The 18,735-nt window shown below is 67.1% G+C and carries 19 protein-coding genes; 10 read left to right on the top strand and 9 right to left on the bottom strand.

The genetic code is table 11. The annotated features are described in order from the left end of the window. Positions 1-22: 22 nt before the first annotated feature. From ACWF4Z_RS25720 to ACWF4Z_RS25710, 3 genes are all read right to left on the bottom strand, one after another. Entirely contained in the window at positions 23-988 is a 966-nt protein-coding gene (locus ACWF4Z_RS25720; RefSeq protein ID WP_452245696.1) for a type IV toxin-antitoxin system AbiEi family antitoxin domain-containing protein, read from the bottom strand. A gap of 68 nt (positions 989-1,056) precedes the next feature. Beyond that, the gene (locus tag ACWF4Z_RS25715) at positions 1,057-1,788 is read right to left on the bottom strand and encodes an N-acetyltransferase (RefSeq protein ID WP_452245695.1); all 732 of its coding nucleotides are present in this window, start codon (positions 1,786-1,788) and stop codon (positions 1,057-1,059) included. A gap of 12 nt (positions 1,789-1,800) precedes the next feature. Next, positions 1,801-2,250, bottom strand: coding sequence for an HNH endonuclease (locus ACWF4Z_RS25710; RefSeq protein WP_452245694.1), 450 nt, complete (start codon positions 2,248-2,250; stop codon positions 1,801-1,803). Positions 2,251-2,395: 145 nt separating this feature from the next. Between ACWF4Z_RS25710 and ACWF4Z_RS25705 the strand changes: the two genes are divergently transcribed. The 3 genes from ACWF4Z_RS25705 to ACWF4Z_RS25695 all read left to right on the top strand — a co-directional run bounded on the left by ACWF4Z_RS25705 (position 2,396) and on the right by ACWF4Z_RS25695 (position 4,962). After that, complete coding sequence (locus ACWF4Z_RS25705; protein WP_452245693.1) at positions 2,396-2,803, top strand: DUF3151 domain-containing protein; 408 nt, start codon at positions 2,396-2,398, stop codon at positions 2,801-2,803. 41 nt (positions 2,804-2,844) lie between these two features. Then, positions 2,845-3,480, top strand: a complete 636-nt coding sequence (locus ACWF4Z_RS25700) for a 2-phosphosulfolactate phosphatase (RefSeq protein ID WP_452245692.1) — start codon at positions 2,845-2,847, stop codon at positions 3,478-3,480. Between the two features lie 255 nt (positions 3,481-3,735). Then, positions 3,736-4,962, top strand: coding sequence for an MFS transporter (locus tag ACWF4Z_RS25695; RefSeq protein ID WP_452245691.1), 1,227 nt, complete (start codon positions 3,736-3,738; stop codon positions 4,960-4,962). Positions 4,963-5,166: 204 nt separating this feature from the next. Here the strand turns inward: ACWF4Z_RS25695 and ACWF4Z_RS25690 are convergent, their stop codons facing one another. Further along, positions 5,167-5,985, bottom strand: a complete 819-nt coding sequence (locus tag ACWF4Z_RS25690) for a DUF6597 domain-containing transcriptional factor (protein WP_452245690.1) — start codon at positions 5,983-5,985, stop codon at positions 5,167-5,169. A 55-nt stretch (positions 5,986-6,040) separates the two neighbouring features. Here ACWF4Z_RS25690 and ACWF4Z_RS25685 point away from each other — a divergent pair, with 55 nt between their 5' ends. From ACWF4Z_RS25685 to ACWF4Z_RS25670, 4 genes are all read left to right on the top strand, one after another. Then, complete coding sequence (locus ACWF4Z_RS25685) at positions 6,041-6,526, top strand: VOC family protein (RefSeq protein ID WP_452245689.1); 486 nt, start codon at positions 6,041-6,043, stop codon at positions 6,524-6,526. 334 nt (positions 6,527-6,860) lie between these two features. Next, complete coding sequence (locus ACWF4Z_RS25680) at positions 6,861-8,141, top strand: adenylosuccinate synthase (protein WP_452245688.1); 1,281 nt, start codon at positions 6,861-6,863, stop codon at positions 8,139-8,141. A gap of 77 nt (positions 8,142-8,218) precedes the next feature. Beyond that, on the top strand, positions 8,219-8,491 hold the full coding sequence (locus ACWF4Z_RS25675; RefSeq protein WP_452245687.1) for a hypothetical protein: 273 nt from the start codon (positions 8,219-8,221) through the stop codon (positions 8,489-8,491). After that, a complete protein-coding gene (locus tag ACWF4Z_RS25670; RefSeq protein WP_452245686.1) occupies positions 8,488-8,895 on the top strand; it encodes a PIN domain-containing protein in 408 nt (135 codons plus the stop codon). The genes ACWF4Z_RS25675 and ACWF4Z_RS25670 overlap by 4 nt, the downstream gene beginning before the upstream one ends. Positions 8,896-8,908: 13 nt before the next feature. On the opposite strand, the gene ACWF4Z_RS25665 is transcribed toward ACWF4Z_RS25670, so the two are convergent. Together ACWF4Z_RS25665 and ACWF4Z_RS25660 are read right to left on the bottom strand one after the other, a co-directional pair. Next, positions 8,909-10,951 (bottom strand): serine/threonine-protein kinase, encoded by a 2,043-nt coding sequence (locus tag ACWF4Z_RS25665; protein ID WP_452245685.1) that lies wholly within the window; start codon positions 10,949-10,951, stop codon positions 8,909-8,911. A gap of 90 nt (positions 10,952-11,041) precedes the next feature. Further along, entirely contained in the window at positions 11,042-13,072 is a 2,031-nt protein-coding gene (locus ACWF4Z_RS25660) for a sialate O-acetylesterase (protein ID WP_452245684.1), read from the bottom strand. Positions 13,073-13,256: 184 nt separating this feature from the next. On the opposite strand from ACWF4Z_RS25660, the gene ACWF4Z_RS25655 reads away from it, so the two are divergent. Then, positions 13,257-13,847: a DJ-1/PfpI family protein gene (locus ACWF4Z_RS25655; protein WP_452245683.1), complete on the top strand. Its 591-nt coding sequence runs from the start codon at positions 13,257-13,259 to the stop codon at positions 13,845-13,847. On the opposite strand, the gene ACWF4Z_RS25650 is transcribed toward ACWF4Z_RS25655, so the two are convergent. Then, the gene (locus ACWF4Z_RS25650; RefSeq protein ID WP_452245682.1) at positions 13,844-14,542 is read right to left on the bottom strand and encodes an SDR family oxidoreductase; all 699 of its coding nucleotides are present in this window, start codon (positions 14,540-14,542) and stop codon (positions 13,844-13,846) included. The two genes, ACWF4Z_RS25655 and ACWF4Z_RS25650, sit on opposite strands and share 4 nt — an antisense overlap. A gap of 88 nt (positions 14,543-14,630) precedes the next feature. Between ACWF4Z_RS25650 and ACWF4Z_RS25645 the strand changes: the two genes are divergently transcribed. Beyond that, on the top strand, positions 14,631-15,221 hold the full coding sequence (locus tag ACWF4Z_RS25645) for a TetR/AcrR family transcriptional regulator (RefSeq protein WP_452245681.1): 591 nt from the start codon (positions 14,631-14,633) through the stop codon (positions 15,219-15,221). A gap of 21 nt (positions 15,222-15,242) precedes the next feature. On the opposite strand, the gene ACWF4Z_RS25640 is transcribed toward ACWF4Z_RS25645, so the two are convergent. Further along, positions 15,243-16,346 carry a glycoside hydrolase family 88 protein gene (locus ACWF4Z_RS25640; protein WP_452245680.1) on the bottom strand — a complete coding sequence of 368 codons (1,104 nt, stop codon included), beginning with the start codon at positions 16,344-16,346 and terminating at the stop codon, positions 15,243-15,245. A gap of 191 nt (positions 16,347-16,537) precedes the next feature. On the opposite strand from ACWF4Z_RS25640, the gene ACWF4Z_RS25635 reads away from it, so the two are divergent. Next, complete coding sequence (locus ACWF4Z_RS25635) at positions 16,538-17,767, top strand: alginate lyase family protein (RefSeq protein ID WP_452245679.1); 1,230 nt, start codon at positions 16,538-16,540, stop codon at positions 17,765-17,767. A 95-nt stretch (positions 17,768-17,862) separates the two neighbouring features. On the opposite strand, the gene ACWF4Z_RS25630 is transcribed toward ACWF4Z_RS25635, so the two are convergent. Next, complete coding sequence (locus tag ACWF4Z_RS25630; RefSeq protein ID WP_452245678.1) at positions 17,863-18,684, bottom strand: siderophore-interacting protein; 822 nt, start codon at positions 18,682-18,684, stop codon at positions 17,863-17,865. Between the last annotated feature and the right edge of the window lie 51 nt (positions 18,685-18,735).

Below are 18,735 nucleotides of genomic sequence, written 5' to 3'. Positions count from 1 at the left end.
GTGCAACGCCACGATTCGGTGGTTACCGAACTCGGGCGAGGTCGAAGTGGCGGACCCCGGTACGGCGGGCTGCTCGGGAGAAAGTGGAGCGGACTCGGTCGATCACCGCGGGTGGGTCGTTGAGGTCGGCCCAGGGGATCCAGCAGTGCTCGACGGGCTCCGGTGCGGATGGGTCTGGAGCCGGTGAGGGCTCGATCGACTCATCGGCGTCGGGCTCGAATTCGTCGTACCAGAAGGGGAAACGGGGCTCGAACTCGACGACCGTGCGCTCCTCGGGGAACCAGAGCGCTGTCGTGTCCGCGTGGGTTGAGGCTTCGGCGTCCGGAGCGGCGCACACGGCCGGGCGAGGGAAGCCGGCTTGCGTGAGGATGATGCGCAGGCGTGACTCGGCGACTGACGACGAGTCTGTGCAGGCGCGGGACACGACCTCGAGGGAGCGCTCGTTGCCGTGATCATGGGCCGCGCGCTTCAGACTGCGCTGCGTGACGAGGCCGGCGTACAGGGCGGCGTCGGCCAGGACGATCGCCGCGGCTGTCGGCGCGGTCGCGGCCACCTCGGCGATGGCGCGGGCGGGTGAGGACATGCGGAGCTTGTTCCACAGTTGGATGCCTGGGCCGACTGGATCGCGGACATGCCGGTGCACGCCGCCGACACAACCCGAGCGGCCGGCCGGGGCAGTCACGTGGACACACGTCAGGTCGAGACCCCACAGCGGCAAGGCATGCAGAGCCGCGGCCGATTGGTGGCTGGCGTAGACGTTCGGCCCGCCGGAGCGGAGGACGCGCGACAGCTTCCGTAGGTGGACGACTTCGTTGGTGATGAGAATCAGAGCACGACGCTCGGCGTAGGTGCCCGGCCGGATGCGGCGCCAGCCGCCGGTGTCCAGCAAGGAATCGATGTGCGGATCGGGGTAGCCACAGGCCCGCGCATCGGCACGAGTGAACACGCCACCCCGGATCGAGGCCATGACTGCAAGTTGAGGGTTCATGCCCTAGAACGTGCCGTGATCACGCCCCGATCCGACGAACAATTTCCAGCCTGTGGAGAACCTGGGGATCAGACCCGATGTCGAACCCAGACGTTGGATTCCACATACACAGCACAGTCGCTCTCGACATCACATTGGACGAGCGCCAGGGCTCCTGGGACCTCAACCGGTCCGCTCCGATCAAAGGGCAGACCTGTCCACCGCCGCCACTCCTCGAGCGAGCCCGCAACCACCCAGGACGCGGGCGCCAGGCCGACGACCTGTCCACCGGCTCGGACGTGCGTACGAAGCCACGGGTCGAACGGCAGGCCGTCTGCTCGGACGCGGGCGGCATAGTCGCGCATCGGCGTACGGGGTTCCAGGTGCTTTCGGCTCGGTCGGACCGGCGCGTACAGGTCGGCGAGACCGAGGTCCGCCACAGCGTCCCGTAGCGCGGCCAGCAACCGCCCGGCGACCCCTTGTCCCTGAAAGCTCTGGGCGACGCTGATGTTCAGTGCGCAGGCCGCGTCCGGGGTGACGCCGCGACGAGCGTCCGCGAATGCCCAGACGACCGCTTGCTCCCAGCCTCCCGCTGGGAGCTCGGCCCGCGACGACAGTTGGACGGCGTGAGCGTCGCCGACGACGTCACCCGCACAGGTCGCCACCAGACAGGTCGTCGGGAAGGCCGTGAGGGTTTGCCAGAAGTAGGCGTCGGACACGCGGTTGTGTCGCATGAACTCGGGCCACGGGCCCGCGTCGAACTCGGCTCCGGCCAGGTCGGGGCGCTCAGCGACCGTGGTGATCCGGAGGTCTGAGGGCATAAAAATAGCTCGTCATTTTTCTATGACGAGCTCGGCGCGAGTTGGTACCCAGGGTTGCCAGAGGAGCGGCATGTTGGCTTCGGCGGGGGTGCGGTTGCCTTTGCGCTCGTTGCAGGCGGCATGGGCGGCCACGGCGTTCAGCCACTCGGTGCGGCCGCCCCTGGATCTGGGTTGGACGTGGTCCATGGTGTCGGCGTTGTCCAGGCCGCAGTAGGCACACCGGAAGCGATCACGCCGGAGCACACCGTGCTTGCTGTACTTCATCCGACCGGCCGCGTAGCGCCAATGTGTCACGACGTACCGGACCAGGCGCAGCACTCGGGGAACCGGAAAAGGGCCGATCGTCCGCTCTCCGTGCGCCTCTTCCACCACTGCGACCTCTCGCACCAGCATCCGGATGGCGTGCTGGATCGAGACGGTGTGCAGCGGCTCGTATGACGCGTTCAGGACTATGACGCTCATCCGGTGCCTCCTTCCGGCCGTAGCTGGGAACCACGGCGGTCTTGACGCAGGGTCTCAAGCATCCGTGGCCGGTCGGTGAACGGTCAACGGATTTCGTCGGACGGTCACGTGCCGCTACGGCAGCGTGATCGGCGAAGATGTGCCTATGGAATTGAACAATCTGCTCTCAGGTCCACCCGAGACACTACTCCCAGTCGACCCGGCCGCGGCGGAACTCGCCGCCGGGGCAGCTGCGGTGGACGTCGCCGCCAAGTTCCCCACCTCGTCGCTGGCCTGGGGCGTGCTGGCCGAAGCGGCGCTGGCCGACGGTCGCACCATCGAGGCGTACGCGTATGCGCGGACCGGATACCACCGCGGCCTGGACCTGCTCCGGCGGAACGGCTGGAAGGGCCACGGGCCGGTCCCGTGGGAGCACGAGCCGAACCGCGGGTTCCTGCGGTGCCTCGCCGTACTCGGAAAGGCAGCGGCCCTGATCGGCGAGAACGACGAGGCCGAGCGCTGCGCCACCTTCCTGCGGGACTCCTCACCGACCGCGGCCGACGTCCTCAGCTGAACCTTTGCGGGGCTGGTCGCGAGGACGGAAGGATCCGCTGAATGACCAGCCCCTACGCGCAGAACAACTTCCGCGTCGGCTTCGACTGGGGTCCGGCCGGTGCGGCCGCCGTACCCGGCTCGATCGTGGCTGTGGTGGACGTGCTGTCATTCACGACGGCAGTGACGGTCGCAGTTGACCAAGGCATCGATGTGTACCCGTACCGCTGGCGTGACGAAACAGCCGTTGCCTACGCCAAGCAGTACGACGCCACCCTCGCGGTCGGCAGATCCGAAGCCGGCCCGGGCGACATCAGCCTGTCCGCCGCGACTATCCGCCGCGCCCAAGGCGTCAGGCGGCTGGTCCTCCCGTCACCCAACGGATCGACCATCACGCAACAGCTCAGCGACAGCGGAGCCACCGTCATTGCGGTGTCCCTGCGGAACCGACGCGCTGCGGCCGAATGGGTCAACGCACGGCGGACCGACGAGCTCAAGGTTGTTGCCATCGCGGCCGGTGAGCGGTGGCGGGACGGGTCGCTCCGGCCGGCTGTGGAGGATCTCTGGGGAGCTGGTGGATTCCTGAGCGCATTGCAGCTGGAGGGATTCTCACCGGAGGCGAGAGCGGCGGTTGCGGCGTACGACGCTGTCGCCGACGAGCTGCCGGCACTGCTGCACGACTGCGTCGGGGGGGCGTGAGCTCACGAGGTACGGGTTCGCCGAGGATGTGGCGATCGCGGCGGAGGTCGACAGCAGTCGCTCGGTGCCGGTGCTGAAAGACGGTAAGCTGAGCGGGTCAACCTGAAACTGATTTCTGCCCGTTGACAGTGCCGGCAGGCGGCGAGCGTCCCCGTTACCTGCCGAACATGGACGGTTCTAGGCGGACGGACAGACCGGTGAAGCAGGACGCCCACGGTCGAGTCCCCGCCCCTCCGGGCAGCGGAAGGCATTACCGTGCCGGCACTCACCGGACGGCTCCGCACGCACACCTACGGGGAAGTCCTGCGTACTCCCGGGGCGTGGAAGTTCTACTTGGCCGCGGCACCAGCCCGGATCGGTCTCGCTATGACAGGCCTCGGCATCGTCTGGCTGGTCCACGGATCCACTGGCTCGTACGCGGCGGCCGGCACCGTGACTGGTGCTTACGCGGTCGCCGAGGGACTAGCAGGTCCACAGGTGGCTCGCCTGATCGACCGATTCGGTCAGACCCGGATGCTGCCGATCACCCTGCTCGCGCATGCGATCGCGGTGGCACTTCTCATCGGTCTGACGGTCGCGCACGCACCACTCTGGTGGCTCGTGCTGGGAGGGGTCCTGGCTGGTGGGTCACTTCCACAGCTAGGTGCTCAAGTCGCCGCCCGCTGGTCCTACGCACTGCGTGGGACGACGCTACTGCCATCAGCCTTCGCTCTTGAGGCGCTGGGCGTCGGGCTCGCCTTTCTGATCGGCCCACTGCTGATAGGCACGGTCGGCTCACTGAGCAGCCCAGTAGCAGGTTCGATCCTCGCCACGAGCCTCGCTCTGGCCGGGGGCGTATTTCTAGCCGTGCAACGTCGTACGGCGCCGCCCCCAACAGCACGTGGTCAACGTGAGAGCGCAAGTCGCCTGCTGAACAAGCCTTTCCTGGCGTTGAGCGGCACCAGCGTAGGTATCGGCCTGTTCTTCGGCAGCATGCAAGTGTCCGTCACGGCGTTCGCCGTCGCGCGAGGAACACCACAGCTGGCCGGACCGCTCTACAGCATCACCAGTCTGGTCGGCCTGTTCGCCGGACTCGCCTACGGCGCAAGGCGTTGGCGCACACCACCGCAAACCCAACTAGTCATCGTCCTAGCCGGCCTGACCCTGGCAACCCTCCCCCTACTAGCCGCCAACACCCCACTCACCGCAGCCTTCGCATTAGCCCTACCAGGCTTGGCAATCGCCCCCTTCCAAACCCTGTCCTCGGTCATAGCCGAGTCCTCGGTCCAACCCGGAGTCTTCACCCAAGCCTTCACCTGGCTCAACTCAGGCAACGCGGCCGGCATAGCCCTAGGAGCCGCCCTCTCCGGCCACCTGGTCGACGCCTACAACGCCAAGTACGGCTACGTCGTCGCCTTGGCCGCGACGTTGCTTGCGACCGCGATGGCGGTCGTGGTTTCCACAGCCAGGACGAAGACAACGAGCGACAAAGCGTTGACCTAGTGCCTCGCGTAGTTGGTCGGTGGTGCCTGCGACAGTCATCTCGGAGCACCCGATCTGGCCGATTTCCTGGGTCGGCCCATGAAATCGGGGGTTGCTGACCCTGAACGCGGGTGTGGATCCCCCGATTTCACTGGTTGACCCATGAAATCGGCTCGGCCGGGTGCCCACTCCATCGTTACGACCCCCGCATTACTTGCCGGAGCACTAGCGGTAGGTGATTTGACGTTCGGTGCTGGCTCGGAGGGCGTATTCGGCGGGGGTCAGGCCTATTTGTTGTTTGAACTCCTTGGAGAAGTGGGCCTGGTCGAAGTAGCCGAGGGAGGCGGAGAGCTCGGCTAGTTCGGAGACTTCGCCCTGGGCCAGGAGTTCGGCGCCGTCGTGGAGGCGGTAGCGGCGGAGGACCCACTTGGGGCCCACGCCGACGTAGCGACGGAAGAGTCGTTGCAGAGTGCGGATCGGTACGCCGAAGCGCTCGGTGACCTGATCGACCCGGGTCACCGAGCGGTCCGCGGCCATGGCGGTGACGATCTCCCGGACCAGGTCGTACGACGGATCCGGCGGCGCCAGGTGGTCATGCAGGAATGCCTCGAAGATCGCGCGACGTCGTACGTCGGAATCCTCGGCGAAGATCAGGTCCGCGAGCCGATCGCCGTCCGGGAAGACCGCGGTCAGCGGCAACACCTGGTCCCGGAAGGACGCGACGTCCAGCCCGGTCACCGCGCCGAACCCACCGGCCCAGAACTTCACGCCGAACGCCCCACCGCGCCCGACAAGCTCCCGCTCGAACTTCCGGGTGCAGACGCCGTTCACGAACGCACCACCCGGTTGCTCGAACGTCACGTTGACCGCAGGGAACGGCAGAACCTCGGCCGTGTACGGCGTCTCGAGATCCCACTCGACGATCCAGTACCACTCCACGAACCGGCCGGCCTCAGGCCCAGGAGCGAGCCGGCTCAACGAGCGATGCCGGGCCTGCTCCCGCGGATGCAGGATGCCCTTCTCGCTCTCGGATGGAGTGGTCACTCTGCTGTCGCTTTCTTACAAGACCGCTACCCGGGTCGCCGCGTTGACTAAGACCATGACGACGAACACGGTAAACCCCATCCCCGACGGTTATCACTCACTCACCCCGTACCTCGCCGTTGCGGACGGCCCGAAGGCGATCGAGTTCTACCAGTCGGTGTTCGGGGCCGAGGTGATCAGCCGGCAGGACCTGCCGGACGGGCGGGTCGGCCAGGCCGAACTGAAGTTCGGTAACTCGATGCTGCAGCTCAGCGATCAGATGCCGCAGATCGGACTGCGCGCGCCGAACGGCGAGTGGGTGCACTCGTCGCTCGTGCACTACGTGCCGGACGTGGATGCGACCTACGCGAAGGCCGTCGCGGCCGGGGCGAAGCCGGTGGAAGAGGTGCAGACCTTCATGACCGGGGACCGGTTCGGCGCGGTGATCGACCCGTTCGGCCATCGCTGGGCGATCCTCACGAAGGTGGAGGACGTGTCCCGGGAAGAGGCCGATCGCCGGGTCAAGGAGTGGCTGGCCTCGAACCCCGAAGGCCTCGACTGATCACGATCGCGGAGCCTCGCGCAGAGCACAGGTCAGCGGCCCGCCGGAACCGTCCCCTGCGGCAGTTTCGGCGGGCCGCTGACTAAGAGTGTGCACGTGATCACGCTAAATGGCAACCCGTCAATCACTTGAAAGAGACGGGTGTGATCTTGTGGACAGGACCGGAACGCGGGCGCCGAACGCAGGCCTCGCGTTCCGGTAGGCTTCTGTCGCAAGAGCCTGGATGCGTCGCCGGATGAACGTGCGGTGAACGTCTCCGGGCTTCACCGTTTCCAGCGTCGGCGACCACGGGGTGTGAGGCCGTTTCCGCCGGCGCGTGAAGAGGAGGGCTGAGATGCCCGCAATCGTGCTCGTCGGCGCCCAGTGGGGCGATGAGGGTAAGGGTAAAGCGACCGATCTGCTCGGGAACACGGGCGAGGTCATCGACTACGTGGTGAAGTTCAACGGCGGGAACAACGCCGGCCACACGGTCGTGATCGGCGCCGAGAAGTACGCGCTGCACCTGCTCCCGAGCGGGATCCTGACCCCGGGAGTCACGCCGGTGATCGGGAACGGCGTCGTCGTCGACCTGAGCGTGCTGTTCGAGGAGCTCGATGCGCTCGACGCGCGCGGGGTGGACACCTCCCGGCTGGTGATCAGCGCGAACGCGCACCTGATTCCGCCGTACAACCGGACCCTCGACAAGGTCGCCGAGCGGTTCCTCGGCAGCCGCAAGATCGGGACCACGGGCCGCGGGATCGGGCCGACGTACGCCGACAAGATGAACCGGGTCGGCATCCGCGTCCAGGATCTGTACGACGAGAAGATCCTCGAGCAGAAGGTCACCGGTGCGCTCGAGCAGAAGAACCAGCTGCTGGTGAAGGTGTACAACCGGCGTGCGGTCGAGATCCGCGAGGTCCTCGACGAGCTGCTCGGGTACGCCGACCGCCTCCGGCCGATGGTCGCCGACACCGGCCTGCTGCTGAACCAGGCGCTCGACGACGGCAAGACCGTCCTGATGGAGGCCGGGCAGGCGACGCTGCTCGACGTCGACCACGGGACGTATCCGTTCGTCACCTCGTCGAACGCGATCTCGGCCGGCGCGTGCACGGGTTCCGGCATCCCGCCGACGCGGATCGATCGAGTGATGGCGGTCGTCAAGGCGTACACGACGCGGGTCGGCGAGGGTCCGTTCCCGACCGAGCTCCTGGACGCCGACGGTGAGTGGCTGCGGCAGCAGGGCGCCGAGTTCGGTACGACGACCGGCCGCCCGCGGCGCTGTGGTTGGTACGACGCAGTCATCGCCAGATACGCCGCCCGCGTGAACGGCCTGTCGGACTTCGTCCTCACAAAACTGGACACCTTGACTGGTCGCTCGACAATCCCGGTCTGCGTTGCGTACGACGTCAACGGCGTACGGCACGAGGAGATGCCGATGACGCAGACCGACTTCCACCACGCCGTACCCGTCTACGAAGAGTTCGACGGCTGGTCCGAGGACATCACCGGCTGCCGCACCTTCGAAGACCTCCCGAAGCAGGCCCAGTCCTACGTCCGAGCCATCGAATCCCTCAGCGGAGCCCCCATCTCCGCCATCGGAGTAGGCCCCGAACGAACCCAAATCGTCCAACTCTGACCGGCCGGCCCCGGCCGGCGGGATCCCACTGCCCGGCCGGGTTGGCAATGGTCACACCGCGGTCATACCATGTGGCCATGGTGGTCAAGAAGAAGACGCTGTCCTTCGATGAGGATCTGTGGACGGCGGTCGAGCGTCGAGCGCGTGCGGCGGAGACGACGCCGTCGGCGTACATCAACGAGCTGGTGGCCAAGAGTGAGCGGCTCTATCGCGGGCTTGAAGCCGTGTCGGACTGGGAGTCCGACCATGGTGCCCTGAGCCCCGACCAGCTCGATTGGGCTGACCGGGCGCTGGCCGAAGCTCAGCGTGAAGCGGCCGATGACGACGCCAAGGGCAGTTCGAAGGCGTGACGCAACTGGTCTACGACGCCGGCGCACTGATCGCCGCAGAGCGGAATGACCCGCGGCTGTGGGCGATTCACCTGCGAGCGTTGATGCGTGGAGTCGAGCCCAGCATTCCCGCCGCAGCGCTCGCGCAGGTCTGGCGTGGTCACCAGCAGCGAGACCTACGGCGTCTCGTCGACGGATGTGAGGTTGTGCCGCTGACCCACGACCTTGCCACCAGGGTCGGAGAATTGCTGGCGGTGGCCGATCGAGCCGACGTGGTCGACGCGCAGGTCGTGGCTTGTTGCTTTCAGTCTGCCGCGACCTGTGTGACTTCGGATCGAGGGGACATTGCGCATCTGGCAGAGGCTGCGCGCACCGGTGCGTGGCGGGGCAACACGCGGTGGAAGGTGCCGATCATCTCGCTCTGAATCGGGGCTGTTGTCAGTTGCCGATGAGGGGGAGGTTTCGGATGAAGGGGGCTTGGCGGAGGTCGTTCAGGGAGGGGCGGTGGTTGAGGGATGAGGTGTCGATGGGGTGGCGGGCCCAGGAGTTGCCGGCGCCTTGGGTGGCTTGGTAGAAGGTGAGGGCGCCGATGGCCAGGAGGACGACGGCCACGGTTGCGGAGAGCCAGGACGGGCGGAAGGCGTTGCGGGCGGCGATGTGCGCGCCGCGACGGAGTGAACTGCCACCGGGGCCCCACCACGCGGTGAAGAGTGCGGTGAGGGCTGCCGAGCCGAATCCGATGGCTGACAAGGGTTTCCAGTCCAGACCGTAGGCCGTTGCCGCGACTCCGGTGACGCTGCCGCCGATGAGGCCGCCCATGATCAGGGGCAAGATCAGACACGGCAGCGTGACCAGACCGGCCGTGACTAGCTGCAGTGGTGTCGAGGCTGCGGCGACTACGCCGTCGGACTTGCCGGATCGGCCGCGCATTTGCCGGCGTCGCATCAGAGCCGTGCTGGAGCGATCGACAGTGCGTGCGATCACGAACAGCACGATCGTGATCAGTGAACCCACACTCGGGTACAGCGCGACCAGTCCGGTCAGCATCACCATGAACCCGACGATCACCACCGTCCGGCGACCGGTGGGCGGAGCCTTCTGCGGATGCGCCAGCTGCCCCGGCTGGACGCGCTGTACAGCCTGACCAGGCTGGCCGTTCTGCCCGGGCTGGTACGCCGAAGGCTCGCGGCTCCGGTACGGCGCCGGCACCGGGCTCTGGTACGGCGACACACCCGGATACGGCTGTGGTGAGCTTTGGTAAGGCAGCGGCATCGCAGCAGGAGCAGCCGCGCCAGGCGCCGGACTGTACAGCGCAGGATGCACCGGCGCACCCACACCAGCCCCAGCCACACCAGCGCCGCCGGCTCCCGCAGCGTAAGCGCCCCCAGCACCAGCACCAGCACCAGCGCCTGCGGCTCCGGCGGCGGCCGCGCGCCTGGCTGCAGCTGCCTCGCGGAGTTTGTCGCGGATCGGCGCGAAGGCCGACAGCGGCGGGATCACCGGCGGTACCAACTGCGCCACGTCGGTGGGCGTCGGCTCTTCAGGAGAGTCGGAAGGCAGCGCGCGCGTCATCATCGCCGTCGGCGGATGGAGCTGCAGTGTCGGCGGTACGGCGATCGCAGTCGGCGTCTCGCGGACCGGCAGGGCGTCACGTCCCTCGGCGTACCGGTTGAGGCCTTCCATGATCTCGGTCTGCGTGGGCCGGTCCTTCTTGGCCGGTGACAGCGCGGCGGCGAGCAGAGGCTTCAGCCGCGGGTCCAGACCCTCCAGATCGGCCTGGCCGCTGTGCACTCGATGCAAGACAGCCTCGAACGGGCCCTTGCCGAACGGCCGTCGTCCGGTCGCGGCGAACGACACAGTGGCCGCCCAGCCCCACCAGTCTGCCGATTCCGACACCATCTCGCCCTCGATGAGCTCAGGTGCCAGGTAGCCCGGCGTACCAATGACGAGACCGGTCTGCGTGAGCCGGAGGTCGTCAGCGGCCTGCGCGATGCCGAAGTCGATCATCACCGGCTTGCCGTTGAACATCATCACGTTGCCCGGCTTGAGGTCGCGGTGTATCACACCGGCCGCGTGGATCGCCTCCAGCGACTCGGCCAGGCAGCCGGCCAGTGGCAGCCACTTGCGTGGGGTCAGCGGTCCGCGTTCGTCCACCTGCTCGTCCAGCGGCCGGCCCGGAACGAATCGGGTGACCAGATAGGGCTGATCGCCTTCCAGGTCGTGATCGAGGATGCCTGCCACCCCGGGGTGGTTCACCTTCTGCAGTGTGGTTGCTTCGCGCTGCAACCGAGCCCGTGCGGTCGCGTCGTGGGCGATGTGTGGACGCAGCACCTTGAGCGCGACCTCTTGATGCTCAGGCCCTTCGGCCAGGTAGACGACACCCATGCCGCCCTGCCCGAGCCGCCGGATCAACCGGTACGGCCCGACCCGCTCCTCCACCTCTTCCACAGGTGTAGAAGGCGGTCCCCCTGTGACTGACATGCCATCTACCGTACGTCGGCAGCAGACCAATCAGGTCCGCTCGCTCAACACGATGGTGCAACACAAGGGGCAGCAGGGCGGCCGCACCGGTCAGGTGATCGGCAGTGTGAACGTGAGCAGTCCGGTCCCGATGGCGTTGGTGATCCAGGGCCCCGCCCGCAGGTGCGCCTGATAGGTGAGCGTGGTCGCTCCGGTTGGCGGACCGGAGAGCGTCAGCACCAACCTGCCGGTCTGATATGCGACGGACGTCACCGTGACCGATGAGCCGTCCACCCGGAAGTCCGCAGCTACTCCGGCCTCGACAGTGAGCGGATCGTTGGACCGCAACTGCACTGTGAGTTGCGAACCACTCTTGGTGACGGTGCGCGGGTTCGGCGGAGCCACACCGGCCGAGGGGCCGCCGTACAGATCGCGAGCGAGTACGGCGAAGGTGTGGTCGCCCATCTCGCGATAACCGTTCGCATAGGCGTAGTGACAGCCGTCATGACCGGACAGCCCAGTGGTCGACAACACCGTGACGCCAAGGGTGTCACCCATTTCGCGTTGCGCTTCGCGCAGGTTGGTCAGGGTGCTGTTGCCACAAGGCGACGTACGGACTTGGTAGACGTAGTACTTCGTCGGACCGAAGTCGGATTGCCAGTCCTGCAGCAGTGTCTTGAAGCCGGCCACGTGCACAGCCGCGTTGTCGCTGTCGTTCTCGCCCTGGTACCAGAGCACGCCTTTGAGATGGCCGAGGGCACCTGCGGCGGCGAGGCGCTGCCGGAGCCGGCCGTAGTTGGTGTTGAGGTCGTTCGGGTTCGCGTCGTTGCGCTGGAAGAAGCTGATCGGCTGGCCGCCGTGCGAACCGTTGAGCAGCGCCACCGGCACCTTGTACGTGTCGACGATCCGCTTGGCCATCCGGATCGCCCACTGCCCGACCGAGCCGGTCTGCCGGGACACATCGGCGGTCGCGTAGTTCCACACGTGGTCCGCACCGGAGATCGACGGATCGGCGACCGGGCTGCCGAAACTCCGCACGTACGGCGACTCCTCGGCCGCAGCGGATCCGTTGTACATCGACGCTTCCGCGTTCGACTGACCCTGTACGACGTACACGTCACCAGACACGACGCCCTCGCGCCGGGCCACCACTCGATCGAGTCCGGCGCCCAACGCATGCAGCTCGAACGTGTACTCGTGCAGACCAGCCGTGATGCGCGGTGTGAACCGGAACGTGCTCGCAGCGGATGTATAGGTGTCAGTCCGGCCGTTACCGATCACCCTGAGCTGGACGCTCGTGACTCGCGTGTCGGTGAGACGTCCGGCTACAGGGACGTTCGCACCGCCTTGCGCGTCGCGCGGCACGACTTGCCGGTCCTGTGGCGATTCAGTGACCGAGACGAGCGCCGTACGTACGAACGCGGTCAGCCTGCGCTGGGTGTATCCCGCAGCGTTGGCTGCGAACGTCCAGTCCGGGTCGGCGGTCGGCCGGGCTCCGATTCCCAGGGACAGCAGGCTGGTGTCCGCCTGGGTGAAGGTGTTGATCGCGAACACTGGCTTGGCCGGCACCGTCGACGGCCGAGTCGGCCCCACCTGCGACACCTGGAACGAGCCATAGCCCAGCGGCGTGGTCGGGCTGTCGTCAGCGTCGAACGTCGTCGCGGACGCGTTGGCCACCTGGGCGCTGGCGGTCTGCGCGTACTGGTTCGGCCACATCTCCAGATAGCCGGTCTGACCGGCGCCCTGCGTCACGCCGGCCACGTTCGAGCGCACCTCGAGGTCACCCACGCGCTGACGAGTGATCTCGCCCGGGAGCGTCGGCAGGCCGATGCGGCGAGCATCCGTGCTGAACGGCTCCATCGCCGTCCACACCCACTGCGGGCCGCTCGGTCCGTTCAGCTCGACGCAGTACCCGACACGGTCGAAGTTGGCGCCGATCTCGGCCGTCCGGTCGAGGCTGTACGGCGGAGTCTTGTTCAGGTAGTTGGCTCGTTCGGGCAGGTCGAGCTGCAGCACTGGAGTGAACCCGGCGGCCGCCGCGTCACAACTGGTCGCAGCAGCGGCGGCTTGGGTCGGTGCCATCACCAGAGTGGCGCCGACGGTCGAGAGAATCGCGGTGAGTACCAGAAGCGGGCGAGACAAGGCGGACCTCCTGGGGCGGCGGGATGTCACCACCAGGTGTAGCCGATCTCTCACCCGCAGTACGAGAGTCAGGCGCCCAGCGGCACCAAGCCTGCGCCGAGAGAGACCGGCCATGGCCGGAACCTAGCGAACACCGACCATCCGGCCACTCGTGATCCGGCGCCGCAACCGCTTGGGTTGTCTCATGCGAATCGAGATCCTGGTGTTCGACGGCGTCGACGAGATGGACGTGATGGGCCCGTTCGAGGTGTGGAGCAGCGCCTCGCGGCGAACCGACCTCGAGCTCGCACTCGTCGGGCTGGACGGTCCGACCGTGGTGACCGGCATGAACGGCCTGCAGTTCAAGGCGCCCGGAGCACTCGGTACGCCGGACGCCCTGTTCGTCCCGGGTGGTGGCTGGATGAACCGCGCCGAGAAGGGCAGTTGGGCTGAAGCCCGGCGCGGTGTGATGACCGCGAGGATCGCCGAGCTCGCGCCCAGCCTGAGCTGGATCGGTTCGGTCTGCACCGGCGGGATGCTGCTCGCGGAGGCCGGGCTGGTCAAGGGCCGCCCGGCCACCACGAACCGCAACGCCTGGGCCGAGCTCGAAGCCTTCGGCGCCGAGCTCAAGACGAACCGCGTCGTCGATGACGGCACGCTGATCACCGCCGGCGGCATCACTGCCGGCATCGATCTCGCCCTGCGCGTCGTCGAACGCGAGTACGGCGTGGAGATCGCCGACGGTATCGCGGCCGCGATGGAGTACACCCGCGACCGCGATCTCTATGTCGGTTAGACCAGCTCTGGGTATACGGCGGTCAGATCGCCGGACAAGGTGGCCTTGACGTTGCGGGTGAAGTCGTCGGCGATCACCTCGTAGGCGCCGGTCTCGATGCCGTCGAGGGCCTGCTTGGCGATGTCTTCGGGCTTGGACTTCGGGGACGTGACCGCGGCCGCCATGTCGGTGTCGACGTACCCCATGTGCAGGCCGGTGACGCCGATGCCGCGGTCGAGCAGCTCGAGCCGGATCGCGTTGGTCTGCAGCCAGAACGCCGCCTTCGTCGCGGAGTACGCGCCGTGGCGGGCGACCCACGACAGGACGGAGTGGGCGTTGAGGATGTGACCGCCGCCGTTGCGCTCGATGATCGGGACGAACGCGCGGGTGAGCTCCAGCGGACCGAAGAAGTTGATGTCGAAGACGGCGCGGATGTCTTCGATCGGAGCGTCCAGGTAGGTGGCCGGTGAGGACCCGCCGGCGTTGTTGATCAGCACGGTGACGTCGGGTGCGGCCGCAGCCAGCGCCTCGATCGAGGCCTGGTCAGTGACCTCCAGCGGGAGCGGGACCACGCGCGGGTCGTCGCTGGGTTTGGGGCTCCGCGCGGTCGCGTAGACCTTGGCGACGCCGCGATCGAGCAGATCGTCGACGATGGCCTTGCCGATTCCGCGCTGTCCGCCGGTGACCAGGACAACGGCGCCTGCGAGTGATGTCATCTGAAACTCCTCCATGGAAACCGATCTGTTTCCAGTACCGTAAACCGATCGGTTTCGAAACGCAAATCCAGCCGGTACTCTCGTTGCTATGACCACCTCGACAACTCCCCGTGAGCGGCTCCTCGACGCCGCTGGCGACCTCTTCTACCGCGACGGCGTCAACATCGGAGTCGACGCGGTCTGCAAGGCGGCCGGGGTGTCGAAGAAGTCGATGTACCAGCTGTTCCGCTCGAAGGACGAGTTGATCGCGGAGAGCCTGGCCAGCCGTGGTCCGGCGTACCAGGCGCTGCTGCACCCGGATGCCGCCGACGGGCGGCCGGCCCGGGATCGGATCCTGGCCGTGTTCGAGGGGCAGGACGCGGTGGTTGCCGCTGGCAACTTCCTCGGCTGCCCGTTCGTGAGTACGGCGGTGGAGCTGAAGAACCCGGAGCACCCGGGCTCGGTGGTGGCGCGGCATTTCAAGCAGCAGCTGACCGACTTCTTCCACCGTGAGCTGGTGGCGGCGGGCGCGGAGGACCCGGGCACGCTGGCAATCCAGCTGACGATGATCTTCGACGGCGCGAACGCGCGGTCCGTCGTCCGGGCGCAGCCGCTGGCCGGCCTCGGCGTCGCCACCGCGGCCGCGATGCTGGACGCGGCCGGTGTCCGATCGGGAGAGCTGGCGGCCCAAGCCGGCTGACCTGAGCCGCCAGAAGCCCCGTCAGGTAGCGAGTGCGGCCAGTTCTGCGCCGGCCAGCAAGAAGCCGCCGACGCCGAAGTCCGCCGTGGAGTCGTAGGTGATCGGCTGGCTCGACTCCGGCCGATCACCGACCTTCTGGACGTACCCCAGGAAGCCGTCCGGGTGCACCGCGGTCGCGACCATCCCGTTCCAGGCGCGCGCCGCCATCGGCAGATAGGTTGCACTCGGCAACAACCCCGTCTTGACCGCGTACGCGGCGGCATACGCGAAGAACGTCGTACCACTCGTCTCCGGACCCGGTAGGTGCTGCGGGTCGGCGAGGTTGACGTTCCAGAAGCCGTCCGTGCGTTGGATCGGCCTCAACGCAGTCACCAGCTGCTTGAGGGTCGCCGCGTATTCGTCGTTCGCCATCGCCTTCAGCGTCTTGACGTGAGCTGCCGCGACCCACCCGTTGCCGCGCGACCAGACCACCGGTTTCCCATCAGGAGAAAGGATTCCGCCCGGCTTGAATCGCTCGTCGCGGTACCACAGTCCGCTCGACGGGATCCACAACTGCCGCGTCCGCTTGCTGTGGTTGTAGAGCTGGTAAAGCTTCGTCCAGTACGACGTGTCGCCGCGCAGCTTGCCGAATCGGGCGAACGGCGGCATCGCCATGTGGAGCGCGTCGCACCACCACCAGTCGTCGATCTTGGTGCTGTCGACCATCCGCCGCAGGGTGTCCGTCGCGGCGGTGAGTTTGTTCGCCGATGGCTCGAGCTCGTACAGATCGAGGTAGGTCTGGATGCAGTTGTGGTTGTCGGCGTGCCGGGTGGTGACGCCGCCGGGGATGCCGTACGCGTGCTTCTCGGCCCACGCGCGGGTGTAATTCAGGTACCGGGTGTCACCGGTCAACCGATACGCGGCCATCAGGCCGCTGAAGAAGGTCGACCGAGCCCAGCCGTTGTCGCCGGAGTCGGTGTGGGTGGCGATCCACTGATCGGCCACGCGGCGGACAGTGGCAACGATCGTGGCCCGGGACGGCAGCGTGTCGGGCGGGGGCGCGACGGTTGCGGTGGCGGTGACGGAGGGTAGTGCCGGGGCGGCCATGACTGCGGTTCCGACGGTCAGGAACTGGCGTCGTTTCATGGGACAGATCCTCACTTTGTTCCACTGAGCTGGGAAAATCCGTTCTGTTGTTCCACTGTGAATCTTGTTCCTGCTGGGATATTGACGCGTTCACCGTCCGTCGTCAAACTTTCGAAAAGACCCTGCGCTAGTGCCTTCGGCATGCGGGGGAGCGCAGTGTCCTACCGCCCCCAAGAACAGGACATCCGCCCATGAAAGTTCAGACGTTGGCCCTGGCTGCCGCGTGTGCCGCATTGGTCGCCGGGGCTCTCAGCAGCCCAGCGGTCGCGGCCACCAAGGCTGAGCCCCAAGCCGTTGGGCCGCAAGCCGTTGCACCCAGTGCCGTCCAAGCCCCCGCGACGTTCACCCACCCCGGTGTCGGGGTGAGCAAGGCTCAGCTCGACTTCGTCAAGGCGAAGGTGCAGGCCGGCGCCCAGCCCTGGACGAACGCGTTCAACCAGGCGAAAAACAGCACGTACGCCTCCCTGTCCCGCACGCCCACACCACGTGCGGTTGTCGAATGCGGCCCGTACTCGAACCCGAACCTTGGCTGCACCAACGAACGTGAGGACGCCATCGCGGCGTACACCGACGCGCTGCTCTGGTACCTCACCGGCAACACCGCCTACGCGCAGAAGTCGATCCAGCTGATGGATGCGTGGTCGGCGACCATCCAGGACCACACCAACAGCAACGCGCCGCTGCAGACCGCGTGGTCGGCGTCGTCGTGGCCGAAGGCCGCGGAGATCATCAAGTACCTGTACGGGAACTGGCCGAACTCCGGCCGGTTCGCGACCATGCTGCGCAACGTCTACGTGCCGGAAATGATCAACGGCTCCAACTCCAACGGGAACTGGGAGTTGAGCATGACCGAGGCGCTGCAGGGCATCGGCGTGTTCCTCGAGGACAAGACGATCTACGACAAGGCGATCTCGCTGTACCGGCTGCGAGTTCCGGCGTACGTCTATCTGGAGTCGGACGGCGCGCTACCGAAGACCGTCCCGAGCCAGAACCTCAACACTCGCGACAAGATCGTCAGCTACTGGCAGGGCCAGGGGACGTTCGTGACCGGTCTGACTCAGGAGACCTGTCGCGACTTCACCCACACCGGCTACGGCATCTCGTCGATCTCGCACGTGCTGGAGACGTCGCGCATCCAGGGCATCGACCTCTACCCCGAGTTCGGTGAGCGGCTGCGGCAGGCGCTCGGCTTCCAGTCCCGCTGGGAGCGCAACCTCGAGGCGGTCCCGTCCTGGCTCTGCGGCGGTACGGTCACCCGCGGTCTCGGCCCGATCACCGAGGTCGGGTACAACGCGTTGCACACCCGCCTCGGGATCGCGATGGCGAACACCCAGGCCCTGACGGAGTCCCGCCGGCCGGCCGGCTCCAACAACCTCTTCGTCGCGTGGGAGACCCTCACGCACGCCGAGAATCCCTCGTAGTACAAGGCCTCCGGGAGGGCTGAACGTTCTGCCCATCAGCTCTCCCGGACCTGATCCGACGTACGCCGACGTCCTGGACGTCGGCGTACGTCGTTCTAAATCTGCGGTTCGCCGCGCTTCCAGTAGCCCTGGAAGGAGATGGTTGCCTTCGGCATCCCGACGGCGTTGACCAGGTGTCGGCGGACCGACTTGATCATCGAGGACTCGCCGGCGACCCAGGCGAAGTCCGCGTCGAACGGCAGGTCGGCGGCCTTGAGGGTCTCGAACAGCGACAGCCCGGTGCTCGGAGTGATCCAGGTGATGTCGGCGCTGCCGGGTGTCGGCAGGTCGCGGACGTCGGCGGCGTCCGGCACCTCGACGAAGACGGTCGCGTGGACCGCTGCGGGCAGCTGCTCCAGAATCCCGGCGAGCGCCGGCAGCGCGGTCTCGTCGGCGACCAGGATCCGGCGCACGCTGGTGGCCGGCGGGACGTAGTCGACCCCGGAGTGCAGCAGGCCCTTGGTGCAGCTCGTGTCGACGGCGAACGGCAGGATCAGACCGACCTGTTGGCCCGGCTGCGCTTCGCTGACCCAGGCCGACGCCGGTCCGTTGACACCGTGCTGGACGAACTCGATGTCGAGCTCGGCGACGTCGGCACGCAGGGCGCGGACGGTGTAGGTCCGCATGATGAAACGTTCCTCGACCGGTTGCGCACACCACTGCGGGTACCACTCGGGGCCGGTCGGCAGGGTGATCTCGTCGCCGTTCGGCGGGGCGAGCAGCACCTTGATGCGCTGGTCCGGCCCGGCGGTGACCACGTCGGCGATGCGCGGTGCGACAAAGGTCACGCGACGCAAGTGCGGGCTCAGGTCGTCAACGGCGGCCACGGTGGCCAGGACCGCGTCGAACACGATCGGCCGCTCGAGCACTGTCGTCATGCTGTTGCTCCATAAACTCTGCAAGGGAGACGCAGGGGTGCGGACCCGTGG

It is taken from the genome of Kribbella sp. NPDC055071, from assembly GCF_053608045.1.
Note: the sequence above shows the minus strand (reverse complement) of the source record. Positions and strands in the feature narration are given on the sequence as shown.

Excerpts from the sequence above, each read along its gene's own strand:
- ACWF4Z_RS25635 (WP_452245679.1), top strand. The coding sequence starts at position 16,538 with ATGAAAGTTCAGACGTTGGCCCTGGCTGCCGCGTGTGCCGCATTGGTC.
- ACWF4Z_RS25655 (WP_452245683.1), top strand. The coding sequence starts at position 13,257 with ATGCGAATCGAGATCCTGGTGTTCGACGGCGTCGACGAGATGGACGTG.
- ACWF4Z_RS25665 (WP_452245685.1), bottom strand. The coding sequence starts at position 10,951 with ATGTCAGTCACAGGGGGACCGCCTTCTACACCTGTGGAAGAGGTGGAG.
- ACWF4Z_RS25675 (WP_452245687.1), top strand. The coding sequence starts at position 8,219 with ATGGTGGTCAAGAAGAAGACGCTGTCCTTCGATGAGGATCTGTGGACG.
- ACWF4Z_RS25630 (WP_452245678.1), bottom strand. The coding sequence starts at position 18,684 with ATGACGACAGTGCTCGAGCGGCCGATCGTGTTCGACGCGGTCCTGGCC.
- ACWF4Z_RS25650 (WP_452245682.1), bottom strand. The coding sequence starts at position 14,542 with ATGACATCACTCGCAGGCGCCGTTGTCCTGGTCACCGGCGGACAGCGC.
- ACWF4Z_RS25685 (WP_452245689.1), top strand. The coding sequence starts at position 6,041 with ATGACGACGAACACGGTAAACCCCATCCCCGACGGTTATCACTCACTC.
- ACWF4Z_RS25705 (WP_452245693.1), top strand. The coding sequence starts at position 2,396 with ATGGAATTGAACAATCTGCTCTCAGGTCCACCCGAGACACTACTCCCA.
- ACWF4Z_RS25645 (WP_452245681.1), top strand. The coding sequence starts at position 14,631 with ATGACCACCTCGACAACTCCCCGTGAGCGGCTCCTCGACGCCGCTGGC.
- ACWF4Z_RS25700 (WP_452245692.1), top strand. The coding sequence starts at position 2,845 with ATGACCAGCCCCTACGCGCAGAACAACTTCCGCGTCGGCTTCGACTGG.
- ACWF4Z_RS25710 (WP_452245694.1), bottom strand. The coding sequence starts at position 2,250 with ATGAGCGTCATAGTCCTGAACGCGTCATACGAGCCGCTGCACACCGTC.
- ACWF4Z_RS25640 (WP_452245680.1), bottom strand. The coding sequence starts at position 16,346 with ATGAAACGACGCCAGTTCCTGACCGTCGGAACCGCAGTCATGGCCGCC.
- ACWF4Z_RS25720 (WP_452245696.1), bottom strand. The coding sequence starts at position 988 with ATGAACCCTCAACTTGCAGTCATGGCCTCGATCCGGGGTGGCGTGTTC.
- ACWF4Z_RS25680 (WP_452245688.1), top strand. The coding sequence starts at position 6,861 with ATGCCCGCAATCGTGCTCGTCGGCGCCCAGTGGGGCGATGAGGGTAAG.
- ACWF4Z_RS25715 (WP_452245695.1), bottom strand. The coding sequence starts at position 1,788 with ATGCCCTCAGACCTCCGGATCACCACGGTCGCTGAGCGCCCCGACCTG.